12 protein-coding genes are annotated in these 13,983 nt (G+C 44.8%); 2 read left to right on the top strand and 10 right to left on the bottom strand.

Annotated features, from left to right (window positions below; genetic code table 11):
• Window positions 1–7 precede the first annotated feature (7 nt).
• From D7Y06_RS01525 to infC, 4 genes are all read right to left on the bottom strand, one after another.
• Window positions 8–1,696, bottom strand: a complete 1,689-nt coding sequence (locus D7Y06_RS01525) for a methyl-accepting chemotaxis protein (protein WP_120406075.1) — start codon at window positions 1,694–1,696, stop codon at window positions 8–10.
• Between the two features lie 72 nt (window positions 1,697–1,768).
• A complete protein-coding gene (rplT, locus tag D7Y06_RS01520) occupies window positions 1,769–2,125 on the bottom strand; it encodes a 50S ribosomal protein L20 (RefSeq protein WP_120406074.1) in 357 nt (118 codons plus the stop codon).
• A 36-nt stretch (window positions 2,126–2,161) separates the two neighbouring features.
• A complete protein-coding gene (gene rpmI / locus D7Y06_RS01515) occupies window positions 2,162–2,359 on the bottom strand; it encodes a 50S ribosomal protein L35 (RefSeq protein ID WP_120406073.1) in 198 nt (65 codons plus the stop codon).
• 24 nt (window positions 2,360–2,383) lie between these two features.
• Complete coding sequence (infC, locus tag D7Y06_RS01510) at window positions 2,384–2,878, bottom strand: translation initiation factor IF-3 (RefSeq protein WP_120406072.1); 495 nt, start codon at window positions 2,876–2,878, stop codon at window positions 2,384–2,386.
• A 354-nt stretch (window positions 2,879–3,232) separates the two neighbouring features.
• On the opposite strand from infC, the gene D7Y06_RS01505 reads away from it, so the two are divergent.
• Window positions 3,233–4,096: a PHP domain-containing protein gene (locus D7Y06_RS01505; protein ID WP_120406071.1), complete on the top strand. Its 864-nt coding sequence runs from the start codon at window positions 3,233–3,235 to the stop codon at window positions 4,094–4,096.
• Window positions 4,097–4,167: 71 nt separating this feature from the next.
• Here D7Y06_RS01505 and D7Y06_RS01500 read toward each other — a convergent pair whose 3' ends face one another.
• Genes D7Y06_RS01500 through D7Y06_RS01475 form a run of 6 tightly spaced genes read right to left on the bottom strand, consistent with a single transcriptional unit; the run spans window position 4,168 to window position 12,817 of the window.
• Window positions 4,168–5,937 (bottom strand): C-GCAxxG-C-C family (seleno)protein, encoded by a 1,770-nt coding sequence (locus D7Y06_RS01500; RefSeq protein ID WP_120406070.1) that lies wholly within the window; start codon window positions 5,935–5,937, stop codon window positions 4,168–4,170.
• Between the two features lie 29 nt (window positions 5,938–5,966).
• Window positions 5,967–6,812, bottom strand: coding sequence for a Cof-type HAD-IIB family hydrolase (locus D7Y06_RS01495; RefSeq protein ID WP_120406069.1), 846 nt, complete (start codon window positions 6,810–6,812; stop codon window positions 5,967–5,969).
• A gap of 24 nt (window positions 6,813–6,836) precedes the next feature.
• A complete protein-coding gene (locus tag D7Y06_RS01490; protein WP_120406068.1) occupies window positions 6,837–8,981 on the bottom strand; it encodes an RNA degradosome polyphosphate kinase in 2,145 nt (714 codons plus the stop codon).
• Window positions 8,982–8,992: 11 nt separating this feature from the next.
• A complete protein-coding gene (locus D7Y06_RS01485; RefSeq protein WP_243119033.1) occupies window positions 8,993–10,621 on the bottom strand; it encodes a Ppx/GppA phosphatase family protein in 1,629 nt (542 codons plus the stop codon).
• A complete protein-coding gene (locus D7Y06_RS01480) occupies window positions 10,543–11,838 on the bottom strand; it encodes an ATP-binding protein (RefSeq protein ID WP_120406191.1) in 1,296 nt (431 codons plus the stop codon). The genes D7Y06_RS01485 and D7Y06_RS01480 overlap by 79 nt, the downstream gene beginning before the upstream one ends.
• 16 nt (window positions 11,839–11,854) lie before the next feature.
• The gene (locus D7Y06_RS01475; RefSeq protein WP_120406066.1) at window positions 11,855–12,817 is read right to left on the bottom strand and encodes a bifunctional chorismate mutase/prephenate dehydratase; all 963 of its coding nucleotides are present in this window, start codon (window positions 12,815–12,817) and stop codon (window positions 11,855–11,857) included.
• Window positions 12,818–12,962: 145 nt separating this feature from the next.
• Here D7Y06_RS01475 and D7Y06_RS01470 point away from each other — a divergent pair, with 145 nt between their 5' ends.
• On the top strand, window positions 12,963–13,979 hold the full coding sequence (locus D7Y06_RS01470; RefSeq protein WP_120406065.1) for a DUF5050 domain-containing protein: 1,017 nt from the start codon (window positions 12,963–12,965) through the stop codon (window positions 13,977–13,979).
• Window positions 13,980–13,983 lie beyond the last annotated feature (4 nt).

Below are 13,983 nucleotides of genomic sequence, written 5' to 3'. Positions count from 1 at the left end.
CTATGGTTTATTCTAAGTGGAAAGTGTCAACAATCTTCTGCAGATTGCCGATGCTGTCATAGCATGCATCCACCATACTCTGGGTAGTCCCAGTCTTTTCCACCATATCTAAAGTTTTTTCCGCTATCGTAGAAACACTGATGGCAGATTCCCCTATGGTGTTGTTGATGCCGTCCAAAGCCCCGGATATCTCCTCAATCACATCCGCCAGGTGCACAATCCCCTCATTGACCCGGACCATACTGCCCTTAAAGGATTCTGCGTCTTCCCGGTACTGATTTCCCACTTCCTCAAACTCTTTGTAGTCGCTTAACACAGAAGACTCCAAAAACACATTTGTCTCCTCCAGACAGTCAGCCATATTTGCCACCGCCCCGTTTACCTCCCGCACAATATCGCTGATATCTGTAATAGCCTTGGAAGTCTGGTCGGAAAGGCTTCCGATTTCCGCAGCTACCACTGCAAATCCTTTTCCTGCCTCCCCTGCCCGGGCCGCTTCAATGCTGGCATTCAGCGCCAAAAGGCTGGTCTGGGAAGAAATTTCCATAATGGTATTAGACAGCACATTGATCTTATCCACTGCCTTGGATCCCTCAATGGCAGCATCTGCCCTTGCTTTTACGCTTTCATACATATCCACGGTGCGCTGGCTGGAAAGAACGGTTTTCTCCCGGAGTTTTTCTGCCCTCTCCATAATTTCCACAGAGGATTCCGCCCCCTCCGAGGCAAGGCTCCGTATGGAATTTGCCTCCAGGCGCATGGTATTTACATTCTCATTGATATGGGCTGTGGTTGCGGCTGTCTCCTCCATTCCTGCCGCCAATTCCTCACTGGTGGCTGAATTGCTGGCACACATATGGTCCACAGTCTCTGTAATCTCATGTAGCCCGTTTACATTTCCGTTAATAAAATCGCTGGCATTATCAATACTATGTACCATGGTTCGCAAATTTTTCCGCATTCCCCGCACAGCGCTTGCCATCTGGCCGATTTCATCTTTTCTGGCGCAAAGCGCATTGCTCTTAGGATGGTGCTTAAAATTCATGCTGGCGGTATTCTGTATAATCTCCACCAAATATGTAATGGGCACACAGATAAAACGGCTGACAAAATACCCCACTACCATACACACGCACAACCCAGCAAATCCAATCCCTGCCATGACATAAAGCATATTTAAAACAGGCTGCATCAGTTCTTTCTCATCTGCCGCCACCACCACAATCTTGTTGTCCCGGGTGAAGGCATATCCCTCATACTGGCTGGCTCCCCCCCTGCCGGATACAATGGTATCTTCCTTTGGAACGGTTCCAGACTGCAGGGATCCCACAATTTGGGCAATCTCCTGATTTTCCACTGGCTGTCCGATTTTTTCCTGATTGGGATGGTATAATACGGTTCCCTGGGAATCCAAAAGATATGCGTAGGCGGACTTAATATCCCCCACTTCTATCCCGTCCAATATTTCTTTATATTGCTCCGGGCCGTCGTCTTCCTCTATCACCTCATCTATGGCATTTGCCCCAATACGGCTGATACTCAACATATAATTTTTATAAACCCTCTCTAAAATATCCTTGGAGTTTTTTTCCGCACAGGCAACACAGATAATAATGGCAAGCATTACAACTGTAAAAACAAGCAGCAAAATCTTTGCAGGAATTGAATGTACAAATTTTACTTTTTTATTTTCCATTTTTATCCTCCCGTTGATACCACAAAGGACTATTACTCCCGCCAAAGGCTGATGTAATAGTCCTGTTTCCCGCTACGCTACAGATTTTTTCGCAATTTCAGCTAAGGCTGTAAAGCCCTCTGCGTCATTGACAGCCATCTCCGCTAACATTTTACGGTTCATATCCACTCCTGCCAGTTTCAGGCCATGCATAAACTGGCTGTAGGAAATCCCATTCATTCTTGCCGCTGCATTGATACGGGCAATCCAAAGCTGACGGAACTGTCTCTTTTTCTCTTTTCTGCCTGCATAGGAACTTGCAAGGGCCCGCATTACAGACTGTTTTGCAACACGGTACTGTTTGGAACGCGCTCCTCTGTATCCCTTTGCCAGCTTTAATACTCTTTTATGTCTTTTTTTGGCACCTAAACCGCCTTTTACTCTTGCCATTTTTAAATCCTCCTTTTACTGTTTCTCAAATAATTCTTACAGATATGGTAAAATCTTTTTCATTGTCTTTACGTTTGCTGCATCTGTCATAGCTGCTTTTCTGAGATTTCTCTTATTCTTAGTTGTCTTCTTGGTTAAGATATGTCTCTTATAGGCTTTGTTTCTTTTTAATTTTCCTGTTCCTGTCACTTTAAAACGCTTTGCAGCTGCTCTGCTGGTTTTCATTTTTGGCATAATATATTTTCCTCCTTAAAGTTGTTATTTCTTTTCTGTAAGCACCATACTGATGCTCCGTCCTTCTACCTTTGGCGCTTTTTCTATCACTGCCGCATCAGAAAGGCTCTGGGCAAAATCATCTAAGATATGCCTGCTGCTCTGCATGTGAGCCATTTCCCGCCCCCGGAAACGAAGGGTGACTTTGACTTTATTTCCCTTTTCAAGAAACTTTTTGGCAGCATTCATTTTGGTATTCAAATCATTTGATTCGATATTTGGCGACATACGAATTTCCTTGACTTCCACAACCTTCTGCTTTTTCTTAGCTTCCTTTTCTTTCCTGGCTAACTCGTATCTGTATTTACCGTAATCGATAATCTTACATACAGGTGGTTTGGCAGTCGGCGCGATTTTTACCAGGTCCAGTTCCGCTTCCTCCGCTAACTTCATAGCTTCCCTGGCTGACATAATGCCAAGCTGTTCTCCGTTTTCTCCGATCAGACGAATTTCTTTGTCTCTGATCTGTTCGTTAATCATTAATTCGCTAATGGTCTTACACCTCCAAAATTAAAATACTTTACACTCATGCAGGCTTTCCTGCGCTCCTGTGCATAAAAAAAGCGGATAGAAAGACTATCCACAATCAAAATTATCCCACAACGAATCCGCCATGTGAAGTATGAACCGTAAGCCGCCCAATTGCGCTTCGGTGAGAGTGGATACTCTACTTGCTTTTCACAACATGAATACCTTACCACATGAGAAGGGATTCGTCAAGGAGTTTTTGAGGAAAATTTGTATAATTATAAGTTATAACCAGAAAAATTTCTTGAGGAAAATCCATAGATACGTTATACTAAACCTGACAGGAAATAAAAAGGAGACATCATTATGGATACCAGAAAAATAGATTTGCACGTCCACTCCACAGAATCCGACGGCACTTTTACCCCGGAAGAATTAGCTGTGGAGGCAAAAAACCAGGGCTTATCCGCCTTCGCCCTAACCGACCACGACACGGTGGACGGTGTCAAGCAGGCGAGAAAAGCCGCAGAAAAACTGGGTATTGAACTGATTCCCGGTGTGGAACTCTCCACCGAATATAAGAAAAAAGAAGTCCATATCGTAGGGCTATTTTTAGATGAAGACAACCCTGCCCTTTTAAGCCATCTGGCAGAATTCCGGGACAACCGGGACAACCGAAACGAAAAAATGTACCGTCTTCTTCAGCAGGAAGGGTTTGACATTACGGAAAAAGCCTTACGGGAGTGTTTTCCCGATGCAGTATTGACAAGGGCCCATATTGCCCGTTTTCTCATAGATAAAGGGTATGTAAAGGACATTCCCACGGTATTTGAAAAATATATCGGAGAGGGATGCCGCTGTTACGTCCCCAGGGCAAAAGTCACCCCCATGGAGGGTATCCGCCTGATTCACGTTGCCGGGGGAAAAGCCATTATCGCCCACCCCATTTTATATCATATGAGCGACGCCACACTGCGGAATCTGATTTTAGACTGCAAGAAAGAATGTGTGGACGGCATTGAGGCTGTCTATTCCACCTACCAGCCAGGAGATGAACGGTACATCAAAGCCCTGGCCAAAGAATACGGCCTGCTCTTATCCGGCGGCTCTGATTTTCACGGCACAAATAAACCCATGATAAAAATGGGTGTGGGTCTTGGCCACCTTTATGTGCCCTATGAAATTTTGGACAAATTAAGAAACCCAGAGACTGTATCTGCTTTTCAATAAACAATTGTTATATTACAATCGAGTAGGGGAAAAGCCTTTCCCCTATTCTTTCACTCTATTTGATACTCCTTTTAAACCAGGTTCCCCGGCTTTTTCAAGGCACTTGTCCGCCCCTTTAAGAGCTCAAACACTTCCTCCTCCGGCATAGGCTTGGCATAGTAATACCCCTGAACCTGGTCGCATCCAATACTTTGAAGAAGTTCCACCTGTTCCTTTGTCTCCACGCCTTCCGCCAAAATTCCCAGGTTAAGTTTCTCCGCCATTCGCACCATCTGTTCCAAAATCAGCCTTCCTTTGGTAGAAATCACCATATTTTCCATAAACTTCTTGTCCAGCTTAATTACGTCAAAAGGCGTTTCCAAAAGAATATTTAAGGAGGAATACCCGCTTCCAAAATCATCCATCAAAAGGGTATATCCCTCGTCTTTTAACTGCAGCGCTTTCATACTCACCTGCTGGTTATCCGCCGTCTCCGTAATCTCCAGCTCCAGCAGCTCCTTTTTTATGCCGCTGTGGGAAATCAAATCCGAGAGAACCTGGATGCACTCGTCATCCCTTAAATGAACCCTTGAAACATTTACGGAAATTGGGCAGGTTATCCCTGCATCCATGCATCTCTTGATAAAACGGCAGGCCCTTTCCCATATATAATAGTCCACTTTTTTGATATAACCGTTCTCCTCAATAATGGGGATAAACTGGTTTGGAAAAATCATCCCCCGCTCCGGGTGGCGCCAACGCACCAAAGCCTCCGCCCCAATAATCTCATTTTTGGAAATGCTGTATTTCGGCTGAAGGTACATCATAACCTGTTCCCCGGCAATGGCCGTCTCCATGTTTTCCTCTATAAATTTCCTGTTGTAAAGATTATCTTTAAACTGTTCTTTGTAAAAAAGGATATTGGACAACACATTTTCTTTTGCGGCTTTCCTGGCCATTGCCGCCCGGTCTTCCATCTGGCGCAGTTCCACATTTTTATCCTCCACGGTATACACGCCGTAGGACATTTGAAGCCCCACATTCTTAAAACTGCTTATCTCACTGTCAAGCTTCCCGATAAACTCCACCAGTTCCTCCTCTTTTTCATACTCTGTCACCATCATAAACACATCACTTCTCAAATTCACAAAGTACTGTTCTTTATGGCAGTTTTCTCCCAGTTTGTGGAGAATAAAATCAAGGATCTCATCCCCGAACCTCTCCCCATATAAGTCATTGACTATCTTAAATTTCCGGATATCAAACTGGATAAACCCTATCTTCTTTTCAGAGGAAAACAAAAGCTTATTCACATTTCTGCGGAAACGGTGGAGTTTGCTGATCCGTTTCATGGCACTTTGAAATTCCGAACTTTCCAAAACCATGTCCAGATTTATGCCCTCCTGGCTTTTATCCTTTGAAAGCTTAGGCAGCATATCCTCCAAAATCTCAATGCTGGCGCTAAGCGCCCTGGGACATTCCTTTAAAATCAGCCCTTCTTTCCGAATCACTGCCATATCCCCAGGTACGGAGATATCCTTTCCCAGAATATCCCGGCAATTTGTCTTTCCGTCCATGGCCTCTGTAAAACGCTTGATGAATTCATCCGTTTTCTGATTCCCATAGACTTCCAGCTCCCTATCCTGGGAGTCATAAAATCCCAGAGCCATCCCAAGAACCAGAAGGGATGCGGTGATGCAGCCGCAGACTCCCCCCTGGCGCATACCGGCCCCAAAACATGTGCTGATTTTAAAGGCTGTCTTTATATCCAGGGAAAGATCATCTGCAAAAGCTCCAAAGAGGGCCTGGGAACAATGGTATTGCTGGTGCAAAAGCTGTTCTGCCCTTTCCAAATGTGTCATGTGCTCCTCCTTTGCTGCAAGGAAAATGCTTATTCTCCCCTGCCGCTTTCACGTTCTTCATTAAAGATAAACCTGCTGATAACCTCTGCAATGGCATCGTGGTTATTGTCATTTTCTGTTATGTAGTCTGCGGCATCCTTAGCTTCCTGTACTGCGTTTTTCACGGCAATTCCAATATTTGCAGCCCTTATCATGGACACGTCATTTTTCTCATCCCCCACGGCGATGGTATGCTCCAAAGGGATATTTAAAAAGCTGCACAGATATTCAATAGATGCCCCTTTGCTCACCCCTAAAGGACAGTATTCCAGATATTGGTTGCAGGAGAAAAAGGTGCTCATTTTCCCCTCCGTCCAGCCTGCGTTATTTGCCTGGAAATCCTCTAAAATCTTTCTGCTGTTTAAGTTTATAATCAAAACCTTATAAGGTTCCGATTCCAGAGCCATTGCCACGTCCGGCTGCAGCTTATAGGTCATTTTATTGTGCCTGGTATAATAGTCCAGCTCCTTGGTATGCTTTTCCGTAAGGATATCCGTCTTATTGTAAGTCTGGATATAAAGCCCTGCCCGGTGGGCCTTGTCAAAGAGCTGATATACATACTGCACCGGTATGGTTTTCTCATAGAGTATCCTATCTGCGGAACAGTCATACAAAACGGCCCCGTTAAAGGCAATCATATAACATCCCGGAATTGTAAGGCCCAAATCTTTTACCACCATTCTCCCTGTCTCCACAGGGCGCCCCGTGGCAACCACCACATAGTTTCCCGCGGCAAGCGCTCTCTGAATCGCTTCCCTGTTTTTTTGTGAAACCGTCTTATCATCATTTAGCAGTGTGTAATCCAGGTCCACAAAAAGTATCCTGCTGTAATTCATGCTCTTTCCTCCCAATTTTTTTCTCTAGTCCGGCTCCGCCGGGATAAATACCCTGTCCTGATAAATGTTATACTCTTTCTTCTTTTTAACTTTTGCCTCTTTCACAAACTGCTCCTGGGAATTCACAAGCGTTTTCCCCCGCTTGTCTATCTTCTCATACTGCCCCTGGCTGTTTAACACATGGGCCTTTGTATTGTCCATCAGTTCCACTTCCAGAATATGGAACACCTTTTTCTTTATCTCCTCGTTTTCCACAGGGAATATAATCTCTACACGGCGGTCTAAATTCCTGGGCATCCAATCCGCACTTCCCATGTAAATCTCCGGTATCCCATCGTTGAAAAAGTAAAAAATCCTGCTGTGTTCCAAAAAATTTCCCACAATGGAGCGGATGCGGATATTTTCACTGACTTTCGGTATGCCCACCCTAAGGCAGCAGATTCCCCGGACAATCAAATCAATCTGTACCCCTGCAGCGCTTGCCTCATAGAGAGCGGCAATAATTTCTTTATCGCAGAGAGAATTCATCTTTGCAATAATTTTTGCCTCTTTTCCCTCCCTGGCATTTTTTGTCTCCCGCTCAATCAGTTTTAAGAACTTTTTCCGAAGCCAGATCGGGGCTACCACAAGACGGTTCCAGGATAAGGGCTCCGAGTAGCCGGAGAGCATATTAAACACTGCCGTTGCGTCTTCCCCGATAGCCTCGGAGCAGGTAAAGATACCGCAGTCCGTGTACAGCTTTGCCGTGGAATCGTTGTAATTTCCTGTACCCAGATGGACATACCTGCGGATTCCATCGTCCTCCCTGCGCACCACCAGGGCAATTTTGCTGTGGGTTTTTAACCCCACAAGGCCATAGATAACATGGCACCCTGCCTGCTCTAATTTTTTTGCCCACACAATGTTATGCTCCTCGTCAAACCTGGCCTTTAACTCCACCAAAACGGAGACCTGTTTGCCGTTTTCCGCCGCCTGGGCAAGGGATGCGATAATGGGGGAATTTCCGCTGACACGGTAAAGGGTCTGCTTGATGGCCAGCACATCCGGGTCCTTAGCCGCCTGCCTGATAAATTCCACCACCGGGTCAAAACTCTGGTAGGGATGATGCATTAAAATATCTCCGTTCCGTATGGCAGAAAAAATGTCCTCCCCCGGCTCAATCTCCTTCACTCTCTGGGGCACATGCTTTTCATACCGCAAAGAGTCGCAGCCCTCCAGGCCGTAGAGTTTCATTAAAAAGGTCAAATCAATGGGACCGTTTATTTTATACACATCCTCCTCAGAGATATTTAATTCCCGCTTTAAAATTGACAGAAGTTTTTCATCCATCTTGTCCTCAATTTCCAGGCGGATAACTTCTCCCCACTGCCGCATCTTAAGCTGTTTTTGGATTTCTTTTAACAAATCCTCCGCCTCGTCCTCGTCAATGGGTAAGTCCGCATTCCGCATAATCCGGTAAGGGTAAGCGCACACCACCTTACAATTTAAAAAGAGTTTGGAGATATTCCGCTCTATCATCTGCTCCAAAAGAATAAAAGTCCTGCCATCCTCTTTCTTTGATGGAATCTCCACAAACCTTGGAAGCACGGAAGGCACCTGCACCGTGGAAAATTCAATTTCCTTCCTGCCGTGGTCCGGCAGATCCTCCTGTTTCCTGCGGATAAGGGCTGCAATATTTAACGTCTTGTTGCGGATTAACGGAAATGGCCTGGAGGCATCCACCGCCATAGGGGTCAAGACGGGATACACATTGTCCATAAAATATTTGTCCACAAATTCCGCCTGTTTTTGGTTTAAATCTTCATGGGCATGGATAATCTCAATATCCTGTTCCTTTAACAGGGGCAGCAGGGAACGGTTGTAAGTATTGTACTGCATTTCCACAAGCTCCCTTGTGGCGGCGTTAATTGCCTCCAACTGCTCTCCCGCCGTCATACCGGCAATATCCCTTTTCTTGTAACCCGCATGTACCACATCCTTTAAGGACGCCACCCGCACCATAAAAAACTCATCCAGGTTTGAGGATGTGATGCTCACAAATTTGCACCGCTCCAACAAGGGAATTGACTTGTCCCTGGCCTCGTTTAACACTCTGTTGTTAAACTTAATCCAGCTTAATTCCCGGTTCTCATAATATTCCGGATTTGTATAATTCTTTTCTTTTTCCATATTCCACACTCCTATTTATATACCCGTTTTTCCCGGATTACCGGCCGGATTCCAAACACGCTCTCAAAAAATCCTGCCTTTACATAAAACAATCCCCGCTCCAAAATAATATCGTCCACAGAATCAATGGTAATCACAAGCTCTTTTTCCTTTACCACAGCCTTCACATTTTTAAATTTCTGCTTGTGGCTTCTGTCCATGGCATTGCTCACCCTGAGAATCGCCGCAAGCTTTGCAACTATTACATAGCTAACCTGATCCAGCCTGTCTGCCACCGCCTCGTAATCATCTAAGGGATAGGTATTGTATAAAACCGTGGAGGCCACAATCTCCCGCTCTAAGTGGCTTAACCCTATAATCTCCGACTCCATAATAATATTGTAGGCACATTCCGGCCCCCTGGCCATGCTCACATATTTCCCGCAGTCGTGGAGAATGGCCGCCACCTGCAAAAGCAGGCGCTCCCTTCCGGAAAGTCCGTGTACTTTTTTTAAGGCGTCAAAGACCAGCGTCACCATCTGGGTTAAGGCGTCAATATGAGGGGAATAACTCTGATAACGCCTGGAAAGGCTTTTTGCTGCCGATAAAATATCCTCCTCAAAGCTGTGCTCCGGTTTTATAATATGATTTTTCTCCGCATAGTCATAGGCGATTCCCTCGCTGATATTGGCTCCTGGAATCCAGATTTCCTCCGCATTCAGTTCCTCCACAATTCTGGTGTAGAGTACGATATAGGGGATAAGAAGGGGATCCTTGTCATTGGACAAATTCAGTTCCATGGCAATCTGGTCCAGGTTCTTCTTGTAAAACTTCCGCATTGACTTTACAAATTTTTCACTGCTCACTATGTAATCCGACTTCTTTTCCGTCTTTTTCATCAGCTCTGTCACATAGTCCCCCATGATAATCACGTACTTAATCTTCACATTTTTCATATACAGGGATTTAAATACTTCCAGGTCCTTGTTGACAAGCTCCTCAATCTGATCCTCATAGTGGGACAGATAGCCGCTGAAGGTGGAAAACATTTCGTTTAACCGCATGGTTCCAAGCACCAGGTGCTGGGTGGTCACCACTTTTCCCTCCACAAATAAAGTTACCTGCAGGCTCTCCCCGCCAAGGTCCACCACGGCAGCCCCCTGCCTGGTCATCTCGTCAAACTCCTTTCGGAAAGCCACAGATTTATAGCTGATAAAGCGGTGCTCCGAGTTTCCCAAAACCAAGATTTCGATTCCGGTGCGTATCTTCAGCTGGTCTAACACAAACTGCTGGTTTTTAATGTCCCGGAACACTCCACCTGCGTAGGCCACGTAATCATCCACCTTATACTCCCGCATAATTTTCTGGTATTCCCCCAGCACCTTCCCCAGCTCATCCATAAGCTCATAGCCAATCATATCCTTCTGATAGGCGTCTCTTCCCAGTTCCACCCTTGCCCGCACATGGTCAATGACCCGCAGGGGTTTTCTGGGAGAAAGTTCAAAAATTTTTAAACTCACTTCGTAAGAACCGATATAAATTGCTGCAAATGTCGTTATCTTCATATACCCCCCTTTTCCGCCTAACAGCTTTTCCCCAAAAGATAATCCACAAACTGCTGGGCTGTCCTGCCGGAGCGACCCCCGTGGCTGAGTTCCCACTTATTTGCCTCCAAAAGCAGGGCATCTTCTTCCATTTTAATCCCATTTCGCCTTGCAAGCTCCAAGACAATTTTCTGGAACTCTTTCTTGTCCGGTGAGCCAAAATAAATCTGAACCCCGAACCTGGCCACCAGGGACAATTTTTCCTGCACCGTGTCATTGTTGTGAAGGTCATCCTCAAGCTGAGCCTTGTCGGAAAAATTTTCCCGCACAAGGTGCCTGCGGTTTGAGGTGGCATAAATCAAGACATTTTCCGGCTTTTTCTCCAGCCCTCCCTCAATCACGGCCTTTAAGTACTTATATTCAATCTCAAACTCCTCAAAAGAGAGATCGTCCATATAGATAATAAATTTGTAATTCCGGTTTTTAATCTGGGCAATCACATTGTTAAGCCCCTGGAACTGGTGCTTGTAAATCTCAATCATCCGAAGCCCCTGTCCGTAATACTGGTTCACAATGGCTTTGATGCTTGAAGATTTTCCCGTTCCCGCATCCCCGAATAAAAGACAGTTATTGGCTTTTCTCCCCTCCACAAAGGCCCTGGTATTCTCAGTCAATTTCTCCTTGGCAATATCATATCCCACAATGTCGTCAAGGTGCACATGGGCAATATTTGTGATGGGAATAATCTTTGCCCCCCGGAGTTCATTCTCAATGCGGAATGCCTTGTGAAGCCCCAGTTTTCCTACCCCAAACTCCTTATAAAACTGGGTGGCATTCTCTTTAAATTCCTCTATAGTTTCCGATTTCCCAAGGGAGACGCTAAGTTCACAAATTCTGTCTCGGATGCGTTTATTAAACACTTTGCTGCCCTTGTCCACGCCCTCATAATGCATAAGCACATCCGCCCCGGTAACGGAAAATGCCTCCTCTAATTTATGCAGGTCAAAATCAAAAAATTCTTTCATCACCGCAAAATCATGAAGGGCGATATCATTTATGGATCCCTCCACCTTCCCTCTGATTTCACAGGCCATGCTGTAGGCATTCTCATTGTTCACCAACAGAAATGTAAGGAAATTGTGCCACAGGTTTCCCTCAAAACCATGGCTCACGGAAAGTTCCATTAAATCGTGGTAACACTCATAATAAAGGGCCGCCATATCATCTTTATTATAATACTCATTCAAAAAATTTTCCATAAGCCAGGTAAAATTATAGAAAAGTTTTCCCTTCTCAAAATCTTTATATAGAATCAGTTCTTTTGTGCTTCTCATTTTTGTAATGTCCTTTCTAATAATTTCCAAGAATTTTTAACCCTTCTGTCTCCGCCCTTACTTTTTCCAGGGCATCTACCACAGAGGCATCCAAAAGGCTCCCCTCAATATCAATAAAAAAATGGTATTCCCAGGTTTTTCCCTGGATAGGCCTTGACTCTATCTTCGTGAGATTGTGATGGATAAGGTAAGATAATGTACGGTATAACGAACCGCTTTTGTGGGGAATCTCAAAACAAATGCTGATTTTTCCAGCCTTCTTCTGAAAAATCTTTTTCCCCGTCACAATGATAAACCTGGTGGAATTGGAGGTATTGTCGGAAATCCCGGTATCCAGCACCTTAAGGCCGTAAATATCCGCAGTGATGCGGCTGGCAATGGCGGCCTTTTTTATGTTCCCCTCCTCCATGACGGCTTTTGCCGCAACCGCAGTATTTTTCATATCATGCTTTTCCCAGCCCTGGTCTTTTAAATACTTGGAGCACTGCATCAGTGCCTGGGGATGGGAATACACATCTGTGACATCTGAAACTTCCGCCCCGAAAAGCCCTAAAAGGCAGTGGTCAATTTTTATAATCTGCTCCCCCACAATACAGTTGTCATACTCTGCCAGAAGATCAAAATTTTCAATGACTCCCCCGGCGGAAGAATTTTCTATGGGAAGCACGGCGTAATCCGCTTCTCCCCCCGCAATAGCCTCCATGGCATCCCGCCAGGTATCCACATGATAACTTTTTATGCCCCTTCCAAAATATTCCAAAAGCGCCTGCTGGCTGTAGGCTCCCTCCACCCCCTGGAACACCACACAGGCCCCCTCAAAGGAAAGCTGATCTACGGCATGAAACCCAAACACATCCCCCCCGCTTTTGGGGCAGTATTCTGTAAGCTTTTCCGTAAGCCCAACCCTTTCCTGATACAAATCTGAAATTTTTCTGTCAATCTCCTCAATCTCCCGACGGATTTTTTCATACTCTTTCATAAAGTTTCTCTCCCTGAGATATTTTCTTACACCTATCATATAACAATTAACTTTAGATAGCAAGATTCCCTTGCAACTTCCTTTCGGGAAAGTTATAATTAGATATAAATATTTCGATTTTAACGAACAAAGAGAGGTATTGCATATGAAAAAAGCACTAACATTTATTATTCCCATCGTCCTGGTACTTGGTGTGGCAGGATACTTTTTCTATCAGTACAAATCCAAACAGACCATTTTCAACGATTCCTATGTGAACGGAAACATAGGCGGGAATTTGTACAACGACGGGCTGTTCTGCGAATACGGAGACACCATATATTTCAGCAACCCCAATGATGGTTACAAACTTTACTCCATGAATAAAAACGAGACGGAAGTAAAAAAACTTTCCGATGATATTGCCTCATACATAAATGCAGACGAACATTATGTATATTATGTGAGAAACAACCTTGGGGGAGACGGGGAAGGAAATTTCTCCTTCCTGCGTTTTAACACAAACAGCCTGTGCCGGCTCAACAAAAAAAACAAGAAAATCCTTGTGTTAGACTCTGACCCCAGCATCTACGCCTCCCTTATCGGAAATTACGTATACTACATCCATTACGACGAGGACAACGCCTCCACCTTTAACCGGGTAAAAATTGACGGGACAGAGAAAGAAATTTTAAATAAAAATCCTTATTACCCCTGCTCCGGCAACGGACAGTATCTCTATTATAACGGACAGGAAAAAGACCACAACATCTACCAGTTAGACACTGCAAACGGCAACAGCCAGATGGTTTATCAGGGAAACTGCTGGAATCCTGTTATGTATAACAATACCATTTATTTTTTGGACTGTGAAAATGATTACCGTCTCTGTTCTCTGGAAATCGGGGACACGGAGCCTTTTGTCCTGGTGGACCAGCGGATTGAAACCTTTAACGTATACGGAAATTATATCTACATACAGACAAACGATTTAAACGGCAATGCCGCCCTGTGCCGGGTGAATATTAACGGAAGCGGTTTAATGATGCTTCGTAACGGAAACCACAGAAATATCCATATCACCTCAAATACTGTTTATTTCCGTGATTTTGACGATGACGAAACCATCTACCGGATGCCTGCCGACGGCAGCGGAACCATTTCCATTTTTAACCCCCACTGATAAA

Source organism: Roseburia sp. 1XD42-69, assembly GCF_003612565.1.
GTDB lineage: Bacteria > Bacillota > Clostridia > Lachnospirales > Lachnospiraceae > Roseburia_B.
This window is presented reverse-complemented; position numbering and strand designations above follow the sequence as displayed.

Excerpts from the sequence above, each read along its gene's own strand:
- D7Y06_RS01505 (WP_120406071.1), top strand. The coding sequence starts at position 3,233 with ATGGATACCAGAAAAATAGATTTGCACGTCCACTCCACAGAATCCGAC.
- D7Y06_RS01475 (WP_120406066.1), bottom strand. The coding sequence starts at position 12,817 with ATGAAAGAGTATGAAAAAATCCGTCGGGAGATTGAGGAGATTGACAGA.
- D7Y06_RS01495 (WP_120406069.1), bottom strand. The coding sequence starts at position 6,812 with ATGAATTACAGCAGGATACTTTTTGTGGACCTGGATTACACACTGCTA.
- D7Y06_RS01500 (WP_120406070.1), bottom strand. The coding sequence starts at position 5,937 with ATGACACATTTGGAAAGGGCAGAACAGCTTTTGCACCAGCAATACCAT.
- infC (WP_120406072.1), bottom strand. The coding sequence starts at position 2,878 with ATGATTAACGAACAGATCAGAGACAAAGAAATTCGTCTGATCGGAGAA.
- rpmI (WP_120406073.1), bottom strand. The coding sequence starts at position 2,359 with ATGCCAAAAATGAAAACCAGCAGAGCAGCTGCAAAGCGTTTTAAAGTG.
- D7Y06_RS01480 (WP_120406191.1), bottom strand. The coding sequence starts at position 11,838 with ATGAGAAGCACAAAAGAACTGATTCTATATAAAGATTTTGAGAAGGGA.
- D7Y06_RS01470 (WP_120406065.1), top strand. The coding sequence starts at position 12,963 with ATGAAAAAAGCACTAACATTTATTATTCCCATCGTCCTGGTACTTGGT.
- rplT (WP_120406074.1), bottom strand. The coding sequence starts at position 2,125 with ATGGCAAGAGTAAAAGGCGGTTTAGGTGCCAAAAAAAGACATAAAAGA.
- D7Y06_RS01490 (WP_120406068.1), bottom strand. The coding sequence starts at position 8,981 with ATGGAAAAAGAAAAGAATTATACAAATCCGGAATATTATGAGAACCGG.
- D7Y06_RS01525 (WP_120406075.1), bottom strand. The coding sequence starts at position 1,696 with ATGGAAAATAAAAAAGTAAAATTTGTACATTCAATTCCTGCAAAGATT.